The organism is Paraprevotella xylaniphila YIT 11841, assembly GCF_000205165.1.
Lineage (GTDB): Bacteria > Bacteroidota > Bacteroidia > Bacteroidales > Bacteroidaceae > Paraprevotella > Paraprevotella xylaniphila.
Genome location: NZ_GL883805.1, coordinates 99,049 through 120,869, shown reverse-complemented (window position 1 = coordinate 120,869; position 21,821 = coordinate 99,049). Strand labels below are relative to the sequence as shown.

The window sequence follows — 21,821 nt, the reverse complement described above, 5'->3', positions numbered from 1 at the left end:
TAGGTATAGTCGGGCAAAGAGATAAGGTTTAAGATAAGGTATTAGGTTTATGGGAAAAAGAATTATTTTCATGTGGCTGTGCCTGACGGTAGGAGTCGGCATGGCATTCGGCCAACATACGATAGTAAAAGGCATTGTTACCGATTCGGTTACGGGAGAAGCCCTGCCTTCTGTCACGATTGTGTTTAAAGGGACGAATATCGGTACTACGACCGATATCGACGGGCACTTTTCTCTTTCTACCCGTACGTCGGGAAAAGTGTTGGAAGTAGTTTATATGGGGTATGACACCCAACATCTGAAAGTGGTACCGGGACGAACCAATCATTTTAAGATCCGAATGCGGGAAAGCGAGATTGCTTTACACGAAGTAACGGTAAAGCCGAAAAGGGAGAAGTATAGGAGGAAAGAAAACCCGGCTGTGGCTTTCGTAAAGCAGGTTATTGCACGGAGGGACAGCAACGACCCACGTAACCACGATTACTTCTGTTACGATCAGTATGAAAAGATTGTGATAGCGAAAAACGATTATAAACCGAAACCTAAGAAGGATGGAAAAACAGGGAAATTCGATTTCCTGTCGGAGTTTGTAGATACGTTGGAGGTCGGTACGACAATCCTTCCGATTTCGGAGAAAGAAAAAGTACAGACGGTGTATTACCGTCGCGACCCGAGGGCTGAGAAGACGGTGGTGAAGGGCGACAAGTCGTCCGGAGTAGACGAGGTCTTTTCGCGTGACGGGATACAGCAGTTTCTGGATGAAGTCTTTCGTGAGGTTGACATTTACCAGAATAACGTGCCTTTGTTCTTGCAACGTTTCGTGAGTCCGCTTTCTTCCATCGGGCCGACTTTTTATAAATATTACCTGCTTGACACGTTGGATGTGGAGGGTGACAGGTGTGCGGACTTGGCTTTCGTTCCTTTTGCGTCCGAGTCGTTTGGGTTTACAGGGCACTTATATGTGACGTTGGACTCCACTTATTTTGTCCGTAAAGCGATACTCAATGTGGCACAGGATATCAATCTGAATTTCATTTCCAGAATGACTATCGCGCAAAACTTCGAACGCGAGCCGGATGGTACCCGTGTCATTACGAAAGATGACATCAGTGTGGATTTTAAGCTGAGTGAGAAGTCGAAAGGCTTTTATGCGAGACGTTTGAATGTATATACCCATCAGTCGTTTGAGGCACCGGAAGGCGGGCAAGAACAAATATTCAAGGAAAGCGCACCGGTTATTACACAAAAAGAGGCTTATAGCCGTACGGAGGATTTTTGGGAAGAAGTTCGTCCGCAAGAAGCAGTCAAGAGAAATCCGAACTCTATGGAGAAGCTGATGGCGAAATTGCGTTCTGTCCCGCTCTTTGCCGTGACGGAGAAAGTGGTTTCTGTCTTGGTGTCGGGCTATGTTCCTACGAGTAAGGTGCCGGATAAGAACAAGTTTGAGTTTGGTCCGATGAATTCCACTATCAATGGTAATGCCATCGAAGGTGCCCGTTTCCGCGTGGGAGGGGCTACGACCCCTCAGTTGAGTAAGAATTGGTTCGTAGAGGGATATGCGGCATACGGAACGAAGGACAACAAGATGAAGTATGATGCCTTGGTGGAATATTCGTTCAACGACCGAAAGACGTACCGTAAGGAATTTCCTATGCACTCGCTCCGTTTTGAATACATGTATGACATCAACAAGTTGGGGCAGCAGTACATGTACACCAGTAAAGATAATGTGCTCTTGGCCATCAAGCGGAAGAAAGACACGCGGGCAACGTATTTGCGTAATGCCGAATTGACGTACAGCCGCGAGCATTATAACGGTATATCGTACAACGCCGTCATTCGTAACTTCCGTGAGTATGCCACGGATTATGCCCGGTTCGACCGTATAGGTGCCGATGGAGCCGTGACGCCTGTGAGAAAGTATGACATGACGGAATTGGAACTGAAATTCCGTTATGGTAAGAATGAGAAGTTTTATCAAACCCATGATGAACGAATACCGATTACGTATGATGCGTTGGTTTTTAATTTGGAACATACCATGTCGAAACAAGGTTTCTTAGGTTCTTCGTATGATTACCAACGTACGGAATTGGGCGTGCAGAAACGTTTGTGGTTTTCGGCTTTCGGTTTTGTGGATGTGATAGGCAAAGCCGGGAAGGTGTGGAACAAAGTGCCTTATCCCTTGTTGATTTTGCCTAATGCCAACCTGACTTATACGATTCAGCCGGAAGCTTATACGAATATGAATGCCGTAGAGTTCATTAATGATGAATACATATCGTGGGATGTGACGTATTATATGAACGGGTTGATATTGAACCGCCTTCCTCTCATCAAAAAATTAAAATGGAGGGAAGTGCTTTGCTTCAGGGGGCTGTGGGGGCATTTGACAAATAAGAACAATCCCATGAAAGAGGGCAATGGGTTGTATGTTTTTCCTGCCGGATCGGGCGTGATGGGCCGTGCGCCTTATATGGAAGCCAGTGTAGGCATCGAAAATATATTCAAGTTCATGCGCCTTGATTATGTCTGGCGTTTGAACTATCGCGATAATCCAGGGATACAAAAGCGAGGCGTGCGCTGTACGATGAGCGTGTCGTTTTAGACATCAGGCATCAAGGATGGGAAATGGCAAGTTTTTGCATGTGCAGAAACTTGCCATTTAAGAAATGTGTGTATGTTATTTTCAGTAGTCCTTCTTATTTTTGTTTGCTGTAGGGCTTGAGTGGGTCTTGTTTGGCAAATGCGGCACGGTCTTTCATGAACTGTACCAAGAAGATACAGAAAAGGATAATAGTAATGAGGGTGCCCAAGATGTCGAATATTCCCCATTCGATGCCCCGCCAGTCGACATGCCATTCGGACCATGACGTGTACATGTAGAGTATGTTTAAAAGGATAAGCAGCAAACGGAATTCTGTAGGACCGAGTTTGCCGTACGTCAGGCAGAATTCTTCCTTGACGATAGTACATACGTAAGTGTAAATGGAAAGGCTCAAATAGCCTGCCAAGGCAGCCAATGCCACATCCATGCGGAACATTGGAGAAAGTCCGGCACCAAGAAAGATGAGGCAGGTGGTGACGGCATCCAATGTATGGTCGATGAAGAAACCGTATACCGGCCGTTGGGTATTACGGAAACGTGCCAGTGTGCCGTCCAGGCTGTCGCCGTACCAATGAAGTACCAACCCGAACGATGAAAGCCACAAATATTTGATGTCTGTATTCGACAGCCATCCCCCTATGGCATAAATTACTGTACCCAATACGCCGATATAAGTCAATGTGTCCGAAGTCATCCATCCGGGTTGTCTTTGGGCTAACCATACCAGTGCTTTCTTCTCGGCTTTGCTGAGAAGGGAAGTTTGAATTCTTTCTGCTGATTCTTTTCCCATTGTTGTATTTTTATCTGTGTAAAAAATATGAATGTCCTACAAAGGTAGGACTTAATTTTAGGGCGGAAGTGTTCTTATATGAGACAGAAATGGTCTATTTGGATGAAAGGGAAAGAGTTGTGGTTACAGGAAGTCCTGTTCGGGTTATTCCTTCCGCCTCTATGGATAAGGTGGTTCTTTTGTTGTTATTGTAAAAACGTAGCTGTGCCTCTCCTTGTGCATTGAACTTCACTTCGGGATTCCAATACAGCGTGCGGCGATAGTCTGCAGTGCCAGGCAGGGGACGCCGGCTATAGTCCGGGTGATAGAAGTCCTTGCACACGGAGTAGCCTCTCACGAGGTAACGGCGGTCACGGAAGGTGTATTGTCGTGCTTCACCCGGGAAAAGGCGGTAGTCTACCACCACGTCGGGTTGGTCTGTACCGCTGTACTTCCAACTGTTTTCCTCGCGGGGGGAATAGTCGGTGTAGATGTAAAGTTTGTCCAGATTGTAGAGCTTGTGGTATTTGCGGCGTACGGCTTCCGTTTGGTTGGTGATGGCCACTCCCACAGGTAATGTCTTGTCCTTGTGGTTGAGCGGCAGGCTGTCGTAACGTTCCTGTATGAAGTAATGGCGGGACTGGTTCATGTCGCCGATGTAGGCTGTGCAGACTTGTTTGGTAAAAGTGCGCCAGTCATACATGCCAGAGTTCAGTCCGTAATCTGCTGCCAGGTTGAACGCCTCGTAGGCATCCACCACGAGCGTGGGTTTCTTCAGGTTGAGTTTGCGCAAACCGCCGCGCTTGTTGCATACGGTCACGGCAGACATAAGGTGCGTGCCCGAAACCAGACTGTCCGGCAGAAGTGACGTGTTTTCCATGTTTTCGAATACGGCATCATGATAATAGCTGTATGGCTTGGGGAAGACGGGATAGAAGCGGTCTTGCTTCACGTAATAGTCCGGGTAGGCTTCTTCGTCGTGGAACTCCTTGTAATTCCGTTTCTCCTTCCGCTTGCTGAATTTGGTGGAGTCCGTAGCCGTCAGGAAGAGGCTGCAATCACCGTGCAGGATGGGGGAGAGCATGGTGAAACGCCCTCCTTTGGTGTCCTGTGAGGCTTCCACGATGTCAGTGCCTTGGGCGAAAGTGGCTGTCACGGTCACTTCCTTTTTCATCTTGCCGCTGTAAGTCGTGCCGTAAAGGTCGTCCAACGAAAACGGCGTGCCGGCCGTAGTGTAGAGGGGAAGCTCTTTTCCCATCCCCGGGATGTAGATAGTATCGCCATAGTCGGCTTCTGGCAAGAGTGAGTAGGTGGGATGCACGCTGCCTGTCAGGGTTTGCATCCGTTCGGGATAGAAAGACAGGCGGAACGGTTCCACGCCTGCCATCTCGTGCCATTCGTAGCGCCGCCATCCCTGTACGAGCATGAGCAGGTCGAGATTGCGGCGGTGTATACTGTCGTCTGCTTCGAAATAATATCCCGGGTCCTCCACGAAGCCTTTCAGGTCACTGCAAAGCAGCATTTCGGTAAGTATTGTGCCGTTGTCATAGGTTGATTCATCCGTACTGTGGTCACGTACGGAAATGGACAACCGGGCAGAGTCAGGTAGGGAGGCATGGAGTTTCAGACGTATTTCTATAGGCTCGAACGGTGCATATTCTCTTTTTACTCCGTCTACGGTCAGTAATGTACGTGAAGGGGTATGGTGGTTGACGAAGAAAAGGCGTTCGGCCAAGATGTGTCCACGTCCGTCGAAGAGGGTCATTTGGTTCACTCCTTCAGCCAAGCTGTCGGCCGGAATATCTGCTGAGGCTTTTCCTTGACTGTCCAGCCCTAAGGCCAAGAAAGCCTGTGTGGCTCCACCGTGTAGGATTTGTAAGCCGATTTTCTCGTCGGACAGTCCATGACTTTCTATCCGGGTATGGACCAGGCTGTCATTTTGTGTGATGCGCAACGTGCATCCTGTATCCTCAACTTCTGGTAATTCCACTTCATATTCATATTTCCCGTATCGGAATACGGCTTTGTATCTTTCTTCGGCTGAGACTTGGGGGATGTAGAACGTGCCGCGTCCGCGATGGACGGTATGCGTACGTGCAACAATCTGCTCATGACAATCGTATATTGTGAGTTCTGCATCGACATGCTGTCCGTTCTCATCGTTCAGTTCGAAGGCCACGTGTCCGGGTAGTCCGGCCACGAGTGTGCCCCCTTCCGGATAGAATTTCAAGTCCATGTCCGGTTTCCCTTTCCGTGTGCGGAAGTATCGTCGCAGAGGGCGAAGCGTCATGTCTTTTGGGTAAGTGCCGGGAGAGGACGGACGATCGAATACGGGAAACACACGTGAGTAGAGCTTGTCGTAGTCGCGGAAGTAATCTTTTGCCATCTGTTTGTTGTAAAACATCTCTTCTGTGTAGGGGGAGTGAGGATGTTCATAACAGCCGAAGTTCAGCATCCAACGTGTATAGGCTCGTAGTTCGTAATACCCGGCGTACAGGGAGTCGGTGAGCAGAAAAGCACCGTGTGCCGTGCCGTCCGGCATTTCCAGCTGCTGGCGTTCCACCAGATAACCGTCCGGTGTGAGTAACTCCACGTACAGGATACGGCTCAAGTCCGTGAGGGTTTCTTTGTCGCTGCGGGTTACGTAACCTTTGTACCAAATGGTGTCGCCTACGAAATAGCAAGTGTTGTCTATGTGCAGGTACACTTTCTCTTGTGGCAAGGTTTCTCCGAAAAGTTTTACACGGGAGGCTAGGGTATCTATGCCCGGTACATCTGTTGGGTTTTGTGTCGAGGTGGATGAGCACAGAATGAAGATGGCATTCAGCCAAAGTAGAATTTTTTTCATGATGTATTCTTTTTGGATTTTATCTTGCAAACCCCTTGGTTCAAGCTTATGTGCAAATGTAATGATTTTCCGGTGATTAAGAAAGATAGAACAGGGATTTTCCCGAGTAAATCCCCCATATTAGAAATACAGCCGCAATCCTTTATGAAGGATTGCGGCTGTATGATATGAAAAAAGGAAAGACGCGGATTATTTTACCGGCATTTTGTCTATCCGTTTTTGATGACGACCGCCCTCGAAATCCGTGGCGAAGAATTCGTCCATGATTTTGCGTGCCATTTCCGTATCGATGAAACGTCCCGGCATGACCAACACATTGGCATCGTTGTGCTGACGGCACAAATGGGCGATTTCCGGAATCCAACTCAAGCCTGCGCGTATGCCTTGGTGCTTGTTCAGCGTCATGCTGATACCTTCGCCACTGCCGCATATAGCTATGCCCGGATAGCATTCGCCGTCTTCTACGGCTCGTGCCAAAGGATGGGCATAATCGGCGTAGTCGCAACTGGCTTCGGAATCCGTACCAAAGTCCTTGTAGGCATAGCCTTTTTCGGCCAGGTATTCCTTCACGAATTGCTTGAGTGCATACCCTGCGTGGTCTGAGGCCAGACCGACAGTCTTCACTTTCATCATCAGAGCATTTCTTTGACTTGGTTGTACACGTTCAGTGCCGTGAAGCCGAGTTTCTCATCGAGCACCTTGTAGGGAGCCGAGAAACCGAAGCTTTCCAAGCCGAACACCTTGCCGTTGGCACCTACCAGACCTTGGAGGTTGACGGGCAGACCGGCGGTGAGGCCGAATATCTTGGCACCGGCGGGCAGAATCTCTTCCTGATAACACGGACATTGGCTACGGAACAAACCTTCTGACGGGCAGCTTACGATGCGTACTTTCACACCGTCTGCCCGTAACAAGGCTGCACCCGCCACGAGCGTAGATACTTCGGAACCGGAAGCCACGAGGATAACGTCAGGATTCTCATCGGAACCGGCAACGATATAAGCACCTTTGGCTGCCTGGCTATAATCATTTCCTTCCGGCAACATCTCAATGTTTTGGCGGGAAAGGATGAGGGCGGACGGAGTGTCGGTGTTCTCCATGGCGAGTTTCCAACATGCTGTAGTCTCTTCTGCGTCAGCAGGACGGAGCACGAGCAAGGAATTCTGGCCATGATGGTTCTTCAGCTTTTCCATCAGGCGGATTTGTGCCTCTTGTTCAACCGGTTCATGGGTCGGGCCGTCTTCGCCTACACGGAATGCGTCGTGTGTCCAAATGAATTTCACAGGAACTTGCATCAAAGCTGCCATACGTACGGCCGGTTTCATATAGTCCGAGAATACGAAGAATGTACCGCAAGCAGCAATGACACCGCCGTGGAGCATCATACCGATGCAGCAGCAGGCCATGGTCAGCTCGGCTACGCCAGCTTGGAAGAACGCACCGCTGAAATCACCGGAAGTAAAGGCGTGTGTCTTCTTCAGGAAGCCGTCGGTCTTATCAGAATTGGAAAGGTCGGCCGAAGCGCAAATCATGTTGGGCACTTGTTCTGCCAATGCGCCCAGTACGGCAGCAGAGGCGTTACGGGTGGCATCACCTGCTTTCTGTTTGATGGCAGTCCAGTCCACCTTGGGCGCTGCTCCGCTGAACCATTCGGCCTGTTGTGCTGCTTTTTCGGGATTGGCAGAAGCCCATGCTTTTTCTTCTTCCACGCGGGCGGCTACGATACCTTTCAGTTCTTCGGCACGTTTGGCATAAAGTTCCTTCACGTCGTCGAAAATCACGAACGGATTTTCCGGGTCTGCACCGAGGTTCACCATGGTGTTCTTATAAGCGTCTCCACCGAGAGGAGCACCGTGTGTCTTACAGTTATGTTCGTAGGAAGAGTTGTCGTCCTTACGGGCACCCTTGCCCATGATACACTTACCGATAATCAATGTAGGACGTTGGTTTTCTGCTTTTGCAGCGTTTAACGCCTCGCGAATCTGTTCGCAGTCGTTACCGTTGATTTCAATGACGTTCCAGTTCCATGCACGGTATTTCATGGCTGTGTCCTCGGTTGTTACATCCTTGGTCTCGGTAGAAAGTTGGATGTCGTTGGAGTCGTAGAACATGATCAGGTTGTCCAGGCCGAGGCAACCTGCAATACGTCCGGCACCTTGGGAGATTTCTTCCTGGATGCCCCCGTCGGAAATATATGCGTAGATGGTCTCTTTGGCAAAAGTCGGATTGCCGGTACGTGCGGCCAAAAACTTGGCAGCGATGGCTGCACCAACGGCGAACACGTGTCCCTGTCCCAACGGACCTGAAGTGTTTTCGATGCCGCGCATTACGTCTACTTCGGGATGGCCCGGGGTGGGAGAACCCCATTGGCGCAACTGTTTCAGTTCGTCAAGCGTGAACTTGCCGATGAGGGCCAATTGCGAATAGAGCATGGGAGCCATGTGTCCGGGGTCGAGAAAGAAACGGTCGCGTCCTTCCCATTTAGGATTAGCCGGATCATATTGCAAAAATTCGGAGTACAATACGTTGATGAAGTCAGCACCACCCATTGCACCGCCCGGGTGGCCGGATTTGGCCTTTTCAACCATGGAAGCAGCCAGGATACGGATGTTGTCGGCTGCGTGGTTCATTACTTGTTTGCTATTCATATTCACTAAATTTTAAATTGAATCCATACTTAAACAGTTTTAAATCCTGTTTTTTTGTATTTTATAAGAACAAAGATAATGGTTTTATTCCGAATATTTATCTTTTGAACCGGACGGCTGCTTCTTCAATGGGCAGTCCGGCCTTATAGTTTTCAATATATTTGTTGAAGCCTTCCACGTCCTCTGCTGTGGGTGAAACCTCTATGCCTGCATCACCGGCAAAGACATGTTCGTCCAAGAAGTCAGCCAGTGATTGTTTCTTTTCGTTGTTTACAAGGTAGGAACCCAACAGGGCGATTCCCCATGCACCGCCTTCTCCGGCTGTTTCCATGACAGATATCGGAGAGTTAATGGCTGCTGCCAAAACCCGTTGGCCTACTCCCTTGGTACGGAACAAGCCCCCGTGGCCGGTAATCCGGTCCACTCTGATTTTTTCTTCGTTGAAAAGGATGTCGTTACCAATCTTAAGAACACCGACAGAAGCATATAAGTGTGCCCTCATAAAGTTGGCCAAGTTGAATTTGTCATTGGCGGAGCGGACAAATAAAGGTCTGCCTTCGGCAAGTCCGGTAACAGGTTCGCCAGAGAAATAATTGTAGGATACGAGTCCACCGCAATCCGGATGGCCTGTGAGTGCGTGGTTGTAAAGCTTGCCGTATATGTCGTCCATATCGACGGGCTGGCCCTGAAGTTCTTGGAACTCCTTGAAAAGGTTGACCCATGCGTTGAGGTCGGAAGTACAGTTGTTGCAGTGTACCATGGCGACGAGGCTTCCGTCCGGCGTGGTTACCATGTCTATCATCTCGTAAGGTTTGGACAATTCCTTTTCCAATACGATCATGGAGAAGGAAGAAGTTCCGGCCGAAACATTTCCGGTACGTTGTTTGACTGCATTCGTGGCCACCATACCGGTTCCGGCGTCACCCTCCGGGGGACAAAGCGGTATGCCAGCTTTCAAATTGCCGGATACGTCCAGTCTCTTGACTCCTTCAGGAGTGAGCAGGCCGGCATTTTCGCCAGCATTCAATACCTTGGGGAGAATATTTTCCAGTTTCCAACCATATCCTTTGGGGGCAACCAGTTTGTCAAACTTGGCCACCATTTCAGCCGAATAGTTCTTGGTGGCCGGGTCGATGGGAAGCATGCCAGATGCATCGCCAATGCCCAATACCTTTTCACCCGTAAGTTGCCAATGTACGTAACCCGCAAGCGTAGTCAGGAAATCTATTTCGTTGACATGCTTTTCGTTGTTCAGTATGGCTTGATATAAATGAGAGATGCTCCATCTGAGAGGGATGTTGTAGACAAAAAGCTCGGATAGAGCTGCAGCGGCTTGCCCGGTGTTCGTGTTTCTCCATGTACGGAAAGGGACCAGAATCTCTTCATTCTTGTCGAATGCCATGTAGCCGTGCATCATAGCGCTGACGCCAATGGCTGCCAAGGTCTCTATTTCTGTGTCATATTGCTTTTTTACATTGGCACGGAGATCGGCATAGCAATCTTGCAGTCCATACCATATTTCTTCTATACTGTATGTCCAAAGGCCATCTACCAACTGGTTTTCCCAAGTATGACTTCCTTGGGCGATGGGGTGGTTCTCAGGATCAATCAGGACCGCCTTGATTCGTGTAGAACCGAATTCTATACCCAGGATAGCTTTTCCGGTTTCGATGGTTGACTTAGCATCTGTTTTCATATTTAACCCTATAAATTAAAGTATAACAATAATAAATGAATAAATTAAAAGTGCTGCAAACGATAGCTCGCCGAGCACTTTTAATTTTAAATCCTTTGCCGGTATGCTATTAGCAAAGTGCTTTGTTCAGCATATAATACACTTCGTTCATGCGGAGTTCCTTCTTGAACTCGCTGATAGTCGTGTCTTTGTTGATGTGTACCATTTCGATACCGGAAATTTCGGCATAGTCTTCCCAATATTCGGCTGTCAAGTCGTATGAGAAGCAAGAATGGTGTGTTCCACCGGCCAAAATCCAGGCACCTGCACCGATTTCGAAGTTCGGCATGGGTTTCCATAATGCGGAAGCCACAGGGAGCTTAGGCAGAGGTTTCGGTTCGATACATTCCACATCGTTTACAATGAGGCGGAAACGGTTGCCCAAATCAACGACCGTGGCAGTGCAGCCTTTGCCTACTTTTGAAGTGAAGACCAAACGGGCTGTCTGGCTCTTGCGGATACCGATACCAAGGAAATGTACTTCCAGACGCGGTTTCTTTGCTGCGATGAGCGGGCAAACTTCCAACATGTGAGCTTGCAGGATAGAACTGTTCTCTCCATTGAAATTCAACGTGTAATCCTCCAAGAATGAACAACCTGTAGGCAGACCTTGGTTCATTACCCATACCGTACGGTAGAGAGCGGCAGACTTCCAGTCGCCTTCGGCACCGAAACCATAACCATCGGCCATCAAACGTTGTGAAGCTAAGCCGGGGATTTGGTCGAAATGGCTGCCGTCTGTTTGTCCCAAGTCATCGAAGTTGGTTGTGAAACCTTTGGCTCCTTTGGCTTTCAAGATGGCTCGCAGGGCGAGTTCAGCCTTAGCTGAGTTCCACACCTTTTGATAAGCTTCAGTGGTCTTGTCTTCCAATGTGGCATCGTGATCGTATTCATTAAAATAGGTTTTCACTAAAGCTTCCACATCGGCATCTTTTACTTCTGCATGGTATTGCATCAGTTCGCTAACCGGACAGTAGTCTACATGATAGCCCATGCGTTGTTCTGCCTCGACTTTATCCCCGTCTGTTACGGCTACATTGTTCATCTGGTCTCCGAAACGGATAATCAACATGTCTTGTGCATCAGCCCATGCGGCACAAACACGCATCCATACGGCAATCTTGTGTTGGGTATCCTCGTCTTGCCAATAACCTACGACTACTTTACGGCGGATACGCATACGGGTACAGATATGCCCGAATTCGCGGTCACCGTGGGCAGATTGGTTCAGGTTCATAAAGTCCATATCCATGGTATCCCAAGGTATCTCTTTGTTGAACTGCGTGTGGAGATGGAGCAACGGTTTCTTTAACTGCTGCAAACCGTGTATCCACATCTTAGCCGGTGAGAATGTGTGCATCCAGGTGATTACGCCAATGCACTTCTCGTCATTGTTGGCTGCTTTGAATACGGCTTCCACTTCTTTGGAAGAATTGGCCGTTCCTTTATAGACTACTTTAACGGGAAGTTTGCCGGAGGCATTCAAACCGTTAACCATTTGAGTGGAGTGACCGTCGACTGCCACTACTGCGTCACCACCGTACAGAAGCTGTGCTCCCGTAACAAACCATACTTCATATTGATCAAATGCGTTCATGATAAAAATTTTAAATTGTTAGAGATTTGTTAGTTAATATACTTTGTTTATTTCTTTTTCTGTCCGTAGTAGGCGTTCGGTCCGTGTTTACGGTTATAATGCTTCTCGATGAGCAGTGGATTCATTGTGGTTTCAGGGTTTACCATAAAGGATACGAAAGCCATTTTGGCACACTGCTCCATCACCTTGGCATTGTAAACGGCATTGGCCGGACTCGTACCCCAACTGAACGGACCGTGATTCTTTACCAATACACCTGGTGTGTGGTCGGGGTTGATTCCTTCAAACCGTTTAACGATAACATTGCCGGTTTCCAATTCGTATTGTCCTTCTACTTCTGCCTTTGTCATGTCGGAGGTGCAGGGGATAGCTTCGTGGAAATAGTCGGCATGTGTCGTCCCGATATTAGGAATGTCTTTGCCGGCCTGAGCCCATGCGGTAGCATAAGTGGAGTGGGTGTGGACTACTCCTTGAATGTTCGGGAAAGCTTTGTAGAGGACAAGATGTGTCGGTGTGTCGGATGAAGGATTCAATTCTCCTTCTACCACCTTGCCGCTTTCCAAATCTACCACAACCATGTCCGAGGCCTTCATTGTATCGTAGTCCACGCCGCTCGGTTTGATGACTACGAGTCCCTTTTCACGGTCGATGCCTGATACATTTCCCCATGTGAAGATAACCAAACCTTGTTTTACTAAATCAAGATTGGCTTGATATACCTTTTCTTTGAGTTCTTCTAACATAGTTCATAATTTAAATTTAGGGGCTTTACGGTAAGCGTTTTCGTTGAACTTATATAAAGCAGCTCCCCGTTTCGACCCTGTTTTATCAATTTTATCTGTTTTTTCGATATAGTTCAAGTCTGCAACCCGTTTGCGGAAATTCCGTTTATCAAAAGGCTCCCCATAGATAGCTTCGTACAAACTTTGCAATTGGAACAGAGTGAACATACTTGGCAAAAGGTTGAAACCGATAGGTTCGGAAGAGGCTTTCTTTTGCAACATGATTCTGGCTTGATTTACCATTTGGGAATGGTCGAAAACTAGTGGTGGAATTTCGTTGATTTCCGCCCAATGCGCATTATGCTGCTGTACCAGATTCCGGTCATATTCATTGATGTTGATTAATGCATAATATGCCACGGATATTACTCTTTCTCCCGGGTCACGGTCTACTTCTCCAAAAGTTCCGACCTGTTCCATATATACGTTTTCAAGTCCTGTCAGTTCTGCCAAGACTCTTTTGGCTGCATCGTCTACGCTTTCTCCGTCTTGCACGAATCCACCCATTAAGGACCAACTACCCTTTGCCGGTTCGAAATTCCGCTTGAGCAAGAGCAGTTTTAAACTGCCCTTGTCAAAGCCGAATATGATGCAATCTACGGAAACGTAGAATCGAGGGTTTATATTATAATAGGTGGTCATTATCTATATTTGTGTTACCAGAAATATGCATAGAATAAGGCACAGAGTATGATGACACCTAAAGAGGCTATGACATCCCAAACGTTCCAACTTTCACGGATGGTCTTCTTATAATTGCCTGTAAAGGTGATTGCAGCAATCTGCTCGGCAGATGGTTTCGCTGTGAACATTGATACAATGTACATCAGAATGATGATGAATACGAGCAGCCAGACCTCGAAGATGAGCCAATTGGTCTGCCAGAACCAACTGGTATATTCCCAAAATGCGCCGTCCATGACAGCTTTTCCAGAGTCGGTAATGACGTTGGTGAGCAAACGTACCATACCAATCAGGAAACCGCCAATCAGACCCCATTCACCCGCTTTCGGAGTGATTCTCTTGGAGAATATACCAAGGGTGAATACGGCAACCATGGCTGGGGCAATCAAGGATTGGATATCTTGAAGGTATGAGTATAAGTTACCCATGTTCATCATGATGGGCATCCATGCCAATCCGAGCAATACGACCACAACTGTAGCCACACGTCCTACCAATACATAATGACTTTCACTCTTCCCTTTTTTCATAGGCTTGTAGAAATCCTCTGTAAACAAAGTGGCACAGCTATTGAAGAATGCGGCCAAGGAAGCTACGAGTGCACAGATAAAACCGATAGTCACAATACCTTTAATTCCAGCCGGGAGAATGTTTTTTACCATCATGGCAAAAGCACCATCGGTGTCATGGGTGTTAGTGATATCCATGACAATACCACTGCCGGCTTTTTGGGAAAGTGCAAAAGCCACCATGCCGGGAATGAGGAACATGAAAACCGGAAGGAGTTTGAAATAACCGGCCGCAATTGTACCACGGCGCGCACGTGCCATGACTTTGCCGTTATCTTCACCTTTGGTTTGTCCGAGTACACGTTGTACAATATGCTGGTCTGTACACCAATACCAAAAACCGATGATTGACGCACCGAGGAAGACCACATAACCGGGGAATTGCGGATACATGGGGTCAGCGGGATCGGTGTGGAACATGTGGGTTGTTCCGAACCCATCATGGGCTGCATTGCATACGGCCATCATTTGAGACCATCCTTCAGTGATGCTACCGTCACCCAACATGTTCAAACCGAGGAACAGAACCAAGAAAGAACCGATAATGAGAATCGGGGTCTGGATGGCGGATAAAGTCATTACTCCTTTCATTCCGCCAAATACCGTGAATACGGCAGTGATTGCGATAAGGCCAATCGCACCGTACCAGAACGGAAGGCCGAGGAGATACTCAAAGAAGATACCACCGGTAAACGCAGTGACGGAGACTTTGGTCAACACGTAGGCAATCAGTGTGATGATGGACAGCCACGAACCTGTACGTTGGGTATAGCGGAATTTCAGGAAGTCCGGCATCGTGATAATCTTTCCCATTTTGTTATTCAACAATTGATAGAATGGAACGAACAACCAACCTAATATCAGAATCATCCATCCTTGCATTTCCCAATGGGCCATGCCTACACCGTCTTTGGCTCCTGTGCCGGCCAGACCGACAAGGTGTTCGGAACCTATATTGGCTGCAAAAATAGCCGCACCGATGATGTACCAAGGTTCGCCCTTTCCGAAAAGGTAATCTTGGCTGTCGGCCCCTTGCATTTTCTCTTTGTCTTTTTTGATGGAACGGTAGACAGCCCATACAATCGCTATGACTCCGATGGCGAGAACCAACCAGTCAAGCCATATAAATTCATTTGAATTCCAATTCATGTCTTTGTTTTTGTTTGATGATATAGTTAATGATGATTATTTCTCCACGGTGAATTTGAAAATACATTCGCTGTGATAAGCCTGTCCCGGCTCCAATATTACCGAAGGCCATTCCGGTTTATTCGGGCTATCGGGGTAGTGCTGGGTTTCGAGGCAAACGGAAGCACGTTGGTTGTATACGATTCCTTTCTTTCCGCTTAATGTACCATCCAAGAAGTTTCCGCTGTAGACTTGAATGCCGGGTTCATTCGTATAAACTTCTAATGAGATGCCGCTTGTCGGCGAAGTTAGTTTTGCTGCTAATTGGTTGATATCTCCTTGGGTGTTCAATACCCAATTATGGTCATAACCGTTGCCGTTTTTCAGTTGGATAAAATCAAATTTGTCTATATCCTGTCCTACGGCTTTCGGAGTAGTAAAATCCATTGGAGTTTCTTTTACCGTAACGATTTCGCCCGTAGTCATATATGTACTGTCTACAGGAGTATAGTTGTCCGCATTGATATATAAAATATGATCGGTAGCTGGTTGAGACGGATTGCCTGATAAGTTGAAATAAGAATGGTTGGTCATATTGATGACGGTCTTCTTATCTGTGGTTGCATCGTATTTAATGTCCAGAGCATTATCACTGCTTAGGGTATAGGTCACTGTTGCTGTTACAGTTCCCGGGAAGTTTTGGTCCCCGTCAGGAGAATACATCGTCATAGTCAGTGTCGTATCGTTCAATTGCTTTCCCTCATACACTTGATATTGCCATCCTTGAGGCCCTCCATGCAGACAATGGCCAAAATTATTGGTGGGCAATTGAATAGAATCCCCATCAATAACGATTCTGCCTTTGTTTATTCGATTGGCATAGCGACCTATTGCGGCCCCGAAATCACTGGGCTTGTTAATGTAATCGGCTATACTGTCGAAACCTAACACGACATCGCGTAAAGAATCATTTTTGTCTGGTACCATAATAGATACGATCCGCCCGCCAAAGTTTGTGATACAAACTTCCATTCCATTGGAATTTTTAAGAGTGTACAAACTTGTCGGTTTGCCTTTTACGTCGGCTACGAAATTCTGCGGATCAAGTCCTGAAACGGTTAAATTACTTTGAGGTTGTTGGCTACATGAAGCCAAAAGAACTGTGATAAGTCCTACACCTAAGATTGCATTTCTTTCTTTTTTCATGGTGAATGAATTAAAAGATTTAAATTGAATGTAAAGTTACGACTTTATCTCGTATTTCTATTGCAAATATAGATGTTTTTGGGCATAAGGTGTATGCCTTACACTTCTTTTTATTCTTTTTTCTATGTTATAGTTTATTAAAAACCGTACAACTGTAGAAAAATAAGATAGATAAGACACCATTTTATTCAGTTGTGGGTTGCGTTAATAAAAAGGGAACCACTACATTATAATGATTCCCTTTTTCTACATAAATAAGATGCTAAGATTTTGTTTTTAGCAGAGTTTTCTGGATCCGTCTCCGATGACTACATCAATAATGACCGGTTCTTTGCCGAATTTTTCTTTGAATTTCGATTTGGCTACTTTTACGAAGTTGTCATAAAGTTCATCACTTACAAGGTTGATAGTACAACCTCCGAACCCTCCTCCCATAATACGAGAACCAGTTACCCCTTCTTCTTTTGCTATATCATTCAGAAAGTCCAATTCCGGGCAGGAAACTTCGTATTCTTTGCTCAGGCCGTAATGGGTTTCGTACATTTTCTGTCCTACGGTTTCGTAGTCGCCTTTCTCCAAAGCGTCACAAACAGCCAAGACACGTTCTTTCTCGCCAATGACATATTTAGCTCGCATGAAATCTTCAGCTGATACTTCGTTCTTCACTTCGTCCAACATGGCATAGTCTGCATCGCGTAAACTTTTTACCTCTGGGTGATGCTTGTTGATGGTGGCAGCTACGTTTTCGCAACTTCTGCGGCGGTCATTATAGGGGGAACCTACAAGTTCGTGCTTTACGCAAGAGTTTACCAATACCAATTTATAGCCTTTCGGGTCGAACGGGAAGTATTCAAACTCACCGCTACGGCAATCCAAACGCATCAAACTACCTGCTTTACCGTGAACAGAAGCGAATTGGTCCATGATACCGCAATTGCATCCCAAATATTTATGTTCTGTAGCCTGTCCTACTTTAGCCAATGTCATTTTGTCTATTTTGTTTTCGCCGAACATATCGTTGAGTGCAAAAGCATATACGCTTTCCAATGCAGCAGAAGAAGACATTCCTGCGCCGAGAGGAACATCGCCAGCGAATGCTGTGTTAAAACCTTCCACAGGAACACCCAATGCCATCATTTCCCGGCACACGCCGAAAATGTAGCGAGCCCAACTTGCTTTTGGTCCCTTTTCATCGTCTAAAGAAAACTCCACGTAATCTTTCAAGTCGATAGAGTAGGCACGTACATTTCTTGTCCCGTTTACTTTTATTTCAGCTATCATACCTTGTTGAACAGCACCGGGGAATACAAATTCGTCATTATAATCAGTGTGTTCACCGATGAGGTTGATACGACCCGGAGAAGCATATACAGAACCGGTTGTTCCATCAAAATGTTCAATGAAACGGCTTCTTACATCATCTATTGTCAATTTCATAATCCATTTATTTTATGAGGTTAATAAAAAGAGATTTTTCTTATCCTTTAAGTCCTACCTTAGAACCTTTCCAACAGAACCAAATAACATAGAGGTAGTAGATAAACATCATGCAGATTGCCATTCCTACACCTGTATGGTCCACTACGACACCCATCAACAACGGCAGTGTGGCCGCACCTATTACACCCATGTTAATGATACCGCTAGCTGCTTTTGTATGTGGTCCCAATTCCTGCAAACCGAGGTTGAAGATGAGCGGCCACATTACAGAGTGGAACAAGCCGGCTGCCAACATGGCGTATACGGCCGCCATCCCCGGAAGAACGAATGAAATGCCGACGCATGCCGCACCTCCGAGAAGGCAAACCGTCAACAAATGGCGTGGTTGGTATTTGCTTAACACACCGGCACCGATGAAACGTCCAACCATCATACCACCCCAGTACAAGGGCAGGAAATCTTCGGCTTTGCCGCCCAAATCAGGCTTGCTGTCGAAATAAGCAGACAACATGGAGGGAATACCGATTTCCAATCCCATATACATAAAGATGGCAAAAGCACCAAACCATACGTGGGGGTACTTGAACACGCTCGATTTGTATTCTCGTGTGTCACCATTGTCGGCAGCTTGCTCTTCTTCTTTGATTTCCGGAAGTTTCAAGAAGTAAAGAATGATGCAAAGCAGGAAAGTAAAAATACCCAATCCCAAGAACGGAACGGTCACGTCATTTCCGCTTAATTGATCTTCCGATTTGCCTGCAATAATAAAGTAGGTAATAAACATCGGAGCCAATGTCGTGGCTACAGAATTTAGGGCCTGGCTTAACGTCATACGGAATGCACCTTTCTCTGGTGCACCCAATACCATTACGTACGGATTCGCTACAAGTTGTAACATGACGATACCCAATGCCACACAACACATGCTGGCTAAGAAGATATTATAGATGGTCGTCTGGGCGGCATCCAAATTCGTTGAGATACCAAAGTAATTGATTACGAATCCCAATCCAACAACGGCCAAGCCGAGAACCAATGTCATCTTATAACCAATCTTGTTCATCATAAGAGCAAAGGGAATTGACAAGGCATAAGCTCCATAAAATGCGGAATTAACGAGTTGTCCCTGTGCTTCTGTCAGGTTGAATACGGTCTTGCAGAATCCAATCATAGAATTGTTCATTGTCGTTACGAAACCGATAAGGAAGCAAACGATAATGACCACCGTGAGGGCGAACGTGTAGTTCGGTTGCGTTTTTTGAGTCATTTGATAATTTGTTTTTTTAAGATTTGTTTTTCTATTATAGTTTCACTTATTTTTCAGTACCGAATTTATAGATTGTGGTTTGGGTATAAGTTTCTCCCTGTTTTAGAACTACAGACGGAAAGTAGGGGCGATTGGGAGAATCGGGGAAATGTTGGGCTTCAAAGCAAATTGCGCTTCGACGCGGGAATGTTGCTCCCAATTGTCCCTTGTATCCGTCAGCCCAATTATCCGTGTATACTTGAACTCCAGGTTCGGTGGTATAAACTTCCATTGTACGGCCGGAAACAGGCTCGTATATTTTAGCTGCAAAACTCAGTTCGCCTACTTCTCTCTTGTTGAGGACGAAGCAATGGTCGTAACCGGCGCCATTCCGCGTCTGTTCGTTATCGGCATCTATGCGTTCGCCGATTTCACGCGAGGTCGTAAAATCAAAAGGAGTGCCTTTTACAGGTTTGATTTCTCCCGTAGGAATAGAGGTGTTGTCAATAGGAATGAAATAATCAGCATTAATCTGACATTGCAGTTTTTCAATAGTTGGAGTGGGGTTGGCAATACCGGCCAAACTGAAGAACCCGTGATTAGTCATATTGACGATGGTTGTTTTGTCGGTTGTCCCTTTGTATTCGATGATCAATTCATTGTCGTTGGTGAACGAATAAGTGACATCCATGTCTAATTTTCCAGGAAAGCCTTCTTCATTATCTGCGAATGTATAATGTAAAAGTAAGGTACGCTCGTCCGTCTGTCGGGCATCCCAAACCCGGGCATGGCATCCGGTCGGACCGCCGTGAAGGCTATTCGGCCCGTTATTAACCGTCAATGAATACTCTTTCCCTTCTAACGTGAATTTACCCTTACAGATACGATTACCATAACGGCCTATCAGCGTACTGAGGAATGGCTCCGGGCTACTGATAACCTCCTGGATGTTGTCATGTCCTTGAATGACATTTGCCATTTTTCCGTCGCGGTCAGGAACCATGATGGCAACCAATGCTCCTCCGTAGTTTGTAATGGCTACTTCACACCCCTTATTGTTTCTCAGGATAAACAAATCTGTTTGTTTGCCCTGAACTTCTGCTTGAAAATCTTCTCTTTTAAGACCACTAATATTTTTTAAACTCATCAGACTAATGATTTAAAGTTAAATTATCGTTATGCAAAATAAGAAAAAAACTTTCTTATTGCAAAAGATTTCGGGGAAAAAGATGATGCAGAAATGAGAAGATTTGCAGATTATGCTTGTTCGGGGTGATAAAAGGCTAAAAAGTCGGCCACAACGAACGTGCTGCCTCCTACGAAAATCAAATCCTTTTCCGTAGAAGATTGCCGTGCCGCCTGAAAGGCAGACCGTACGTCGGGCCAGGAAGTTCCCCTTAATCCGGCTTCTTGGGCGAGTGTTTGGAGTGTGTGTTCGTTAAGTGCCCGTTTGACGCTTGCTTTTGTGAAATAATAGATGGCACATTTGGGAAGTTGTTGTAGGACGGAATGAATATCTTTGTCATTCACCATACCTATTATAATGTGGAGTTTATCGGCTTGGACGCATTCCAGTTGTTCGGCGATATAACTTATCCCCCCTGTATTATGTCCAGTGTCACAGATTACAGTGGGGCGCGTTCCGAGTTGCTGCCAACGACCTCGTAAACCGGTAAGTTTGCAGACGTGTCCGAAGCCGAGTTCAATGTGTTCTTGCGCAATAATATAACCGGCTTTTCGTAGTTCGTCAATAGCTGCAAGTATGGTTGCCGTGTTCTTTTCTTGGCAGAGTCCTCCCAGTTCACCTATAAAACTTCCGTAATGAAGAGTCTCGTAAACACGTGTATTGCCTTCCGGACGGGAGGAGATGATTTCATGCTCTTCTTCTGCAAATCTTATTGGTGCATTCATCTCCAATGATTTATCCTTGAAAACCTTTTTCGTTTCCTCGGTAGCCTCTCCGATGACTACTGGAACTCCGGGCTTGATGATTCCTGCTTTCTCCCCGGCAATTTTCGCAAGGGTGTTTCCCAAAAATTGTACATGGTCAAAGCTGATATTGGTAATGACGGACAAATCCGGAGTTATGATGTTGGTGCAATCCAAGCGTCCTCCCATGCCCACTTCGATAACGGCGACATCCACTTCGGCTTTTGCAAAATATTTAAAAGCCAAAGCCGTTGTCAATTCAAAGAAAGAAGGGTGCAGAGGTTCGAAGAAAGAGCGTTCGTCTTCGATAAAAGAAACCACTTCGCATTCCGGTATCATTTGTCCGTTTACCCGTATGCGCTCTCTGAAATCGGTCAGGTGAGGTGACGTATAAAGCCCCACTTTGTAACCTGCGGTTTGGAGTATGGCTGCCAATGTATGGCTGCACGACCCCTTGCCGTTAGTGCCCCCCACGTGGATGGTTTTGAATTTACGGTGGGGATGACCAAAATGCTCATCTAGCAACAAGGTGTTGCTTAGACCTTCTTTGTAAGCAGTTCCTCCTACATTTTGGAACATGGGTACACTGTTAAACAAATATGTCGTGGCTTCTTTATACGTCATCTCCTTAT

Annotated in this window: 15 protein-coding genes; 1 reads left to right on the top strand and 14 read right to left on the bottom strand. The window is 46.6% G+C overall.

Annotation, left to right across the window (positions count from 1 at the left end):
• Positions 1 to 49 precede the first annotated feature (49 nt).
• On the top strand, positions 50 to 2,608 hold the full coding sequence (locus HMPREF9442_RS00490) for a DUF5686 family protein (protein WP_008624076.1): 2,559 nt from the start codon (positions 50 to 52) through the stop codon (positions 2,606 to 2,608).
• Positions 2,609 to 2,702: 94 nt separating this feature from the next.
• Here HMPREF9442_RS00490 and HMPREF9442_RS00485 read toward each other — a convergent pair whose 3' ends face one another.
• From HMPREF9442_RS00485 to HMPREF9442_RS00420, 14 genes are all read right to left on the bottom strand, one after another.
• Positions 2,703 to 3,398, bottom strand: a complete 696-nt coding sequence (locus tag HMPREF9442_RS00485) for a CDP-alcohol phosphatidyltransferase family protein (protein ID WP_008624074.1) — start codon at positions 3,396 to 3,398, stop codon at positions 2,703 to 2,705.
• A gap of 94 nt (positions 3,399 to 3,492) precedes the next feature.
• Positions 3,493 to 6,225: a hypothetical protein gene (locus HMPREF9442_RS00480; RefSeq protein WP_040602412.1), complete on the bottom strand. Its 2,733-nt coding sequence runs from the start codon at positions 6,223 to 6,225 to the stop codon at positions 3,493 to 3,495.
• Between the two features lie 189 nt (positions 6,226 to 6,414).
• A complete protein-coding gene (gene rpiB, locus HMPREF9442_RS00475; protein ID WP_172604744.1) occupies positions 6,415 to 6,849 on the bottom strand; it encodes a ribose 5-phosphate isomerase B in 435 nt (144 codons plus the stop codon).
• Between the two features lie 8 nt (positions 6,850 to 6,857).
• A complete protein-coding gene (locus tag HMPREF9442_RS00470; RefSeq protein ID WP_008624065.1) occupies positions 6,858 to 8,873 on the bottom strand; it encodes a transketolase family protein in 2,016 nt (671 codons plus the stop codon).
• Between the two features lie 97 nt (positions 8,874 to 8,970).
• Entirely contained in the window at positions 8,971 to 10,569 is a 1,599-nt protein-coding gene (locus tag HMPREF9442_RS00465) for a xylulokinase (protein WP_008624064.1), read from the bottom strand.
• 109 nt (positions 10,570 to 10,678) lie between these two features.
• Positions 10,679 to 12,205, bottom strand: a complete 1,527-nt coding sequence (araA, locus tag HMPREF9442_RS00460) for an L-arabinose isomerase (RefSeq protein ID WP_008624063.1) — start codon at positions 12,203 to 12,205, stop codon at positions 10,679 to 10,681.
• Positions 12,206 to 12,252: 47 nt separating this feature from the next.
• Complete coding sequence (locus HMPREF9442_RS00455; protein ID WP_008624062.1) at positions 12,253 to 12,948, bottom strand: L-ribulose-5-phosphate 4-epimerase; 696 nt, start codon at positions 12,946 to 12,948, stop codon at positions 12,253 to 12,255.
• A gap of 3 nt (positions 12,949 to 12,951) precedes the next feature.
• A complete protein-coding gene (locus HMPREF9442_RS00450) occupies positions 12,952 to 13,629 on the bottom strand; it encodes an NUDIX hydrolase (protein WP_008624061.1) in 678 nt (225 codons plus the stop codon).
• 14 nt (positions 13,630 to 13,643) lie between these two features.
• Positions 13,644 to 15,389 carry a sodium:solute symporter gene (locus HMPREF9442_RS00445; protein WP_008624059.1) on the bottom strand — a complete coding sequence of 582 codons (1,746 nt, stop codon included), beginning with the start codon at positions 15,387 to 15,389 and terminating at the stop codon, positions 13,644 to 13,646.
• A 36-nt stretch (positions 15,390 to 15,425) separates the two neighbouring features.
• Positions 15,426 to 16,574, bottom strand: coding sequence for an aldose epimerase family protein (locus tag HMPREF9442_RS00440; protein WP_008624057.1), 1,149 nt, complete (start codon positions 16,572 to 16,574; stop codon positions 15,426 to 15,428).
• A 276-nt stretch (positions 16,575 to 16,850) separates the two neighbouring features.
• A complete protein-coding gene (gene galK, locus HMPREF9442_RS00435) occupies positions 16,851 to 18,005 on the bottom strand; it encodes a galactokinase (RefSeq protein WP_172634369.1) in 1,155 nt (384 codons plus the stop codon).
• A gap of 46 nt (positions 18,006 to 18,051) precedes the next feature.
• Positions 18,052 to 19,281: a glucose/galactose MFS transporter gene (gene gluP / locus HMPREF9442_RS00430; RefSeq protein WP_008624051.1), complete on the bottom strand. Its 1,230-nt coding sequence runs from the start codon at positions 19,279 to 19,281 to the stop codon at positions 18,052 to 18,054.
• 46 nt (positions 19,282 to 19,327) lie between these two features.
• On the bottom strand, positions 19,328 to 20,407 hold the full coding sequence (locus HMPREF9442_RS00425; protein WP_008624048.1) for an aldose epimerase family protein: 1,080 nt from the start codon (positions 20,405 to 20,407) through the stop codon (positions 19,328 to 19,330).
• 110 nt (positions 20,408 to 20,517) lie between these two features.
• A complete protein-coding gene (locus tag HMPREF9442_RS00420) occupies positions 20,518 to 21,813 on the bottom strand; it encodes a bifunctional folylpolyglutamate synthase/dihydrofolate synthase (RefSeq protein ID WP_008624045.1) in 1,296 nt (431 codons plus the stop codon).
• Positions 21,814 to 21,821: the final 8 nt, after the last annotated feature.

Bases quoted from the DNA above. Each gene is read 5' to 3' on its own strand.
- HMPREF9442_RS00490 (WP_008624076.1), top strand. From the start codon at position 50: ATGGGAAAAAGAATTATTTTCATGTGGCTGTGCCTGACGGTAGGAGTC.
- HMPREF9442_RS00485 (WP_008624074.1), bottom strand. From the start codon at position 3,398: ATGGGAAAAGAATCAGCAGAAAGAATTCAAACTTCCCTTCTCAGCAAA.
- HMPREF9442_RS00480 (WP_040602412.1), bottom strand. From the start codon at position 6,225: ATGAAAAAAATTCTACTTTGGCTGAATGCCATCTTCATTCTGTGCTCA.
- HMPREF9442_RS00470 (WP_008624065.1), bottom strand. From the start codon at position 8,873: ATGAATAGCAAACAAGTAATGAACCACGCAGCCGACAACATCCGTATC.
- HMPREF9442_RS00465 (WP_008624064.1), bottom strand. From the start codon at position 10,569: ATGAAAACAGATGCTAAGTCAACCATCGAAACCGGAAAAGCTATCCTG.
- araA (WP_008624063.1), bottom strand. From the start codon at position 12,205: ATGAACGCATTTGATCAATATGAAGTATGGTTTGTTACGGGAGCACAG.
- HMPREF9442_RS00455 (WP_008624062.1), bottom strand. From the start codon at position 12,948: ATGTTAGAAGAACTCAAAGAAAAGGTATATCAAGCCAATCTTGATTTA.
- HMPREF9442_RS00450 (WP_008624061.1), bottom strand. From the start codon at position 13,629: ATGACCACCTATTATAATATAAACCCTCGATTCTACGTTTCCGTAGAT.
- HMPREF9442_RS00445 (WP_008624059.1), bottom strand. From the start codon at position 15,389: ATGAATTGGAATTCAAATGAATTTATATGGCTTGACTGGTTGGTTCTC.
- HMPREF9442_RS00440 (WP_008624057.1), bottom strand. From the start codon at position 16,574: ATGAAAAAAGAAAGAAATGCAATCTTAGGTGTAGGACTTATCACAGTT.
- gluP (WP_008624051.1), bottom strand. From the start codon at position 19,281: ATGACTCAAAAAACGCAACCGAACTACACGTTCGCCCTCACGGTGGTC.
- HMPREF9442_RS00425 (WP_008624048.1), bottom strand. From the start codon at position 20,407: ATGAGTTTAAAAAATATTAGTGGTCTTAAAAGAGAAGATTTTCAAGCA.
- HMPREF9442_RS00420 (WP_008624045.1), bottom strand. From the start codon at position 21,813: ATGACGTATAAAGAAGCCACGACATATTTGTTTAACAGTGTACCCATG.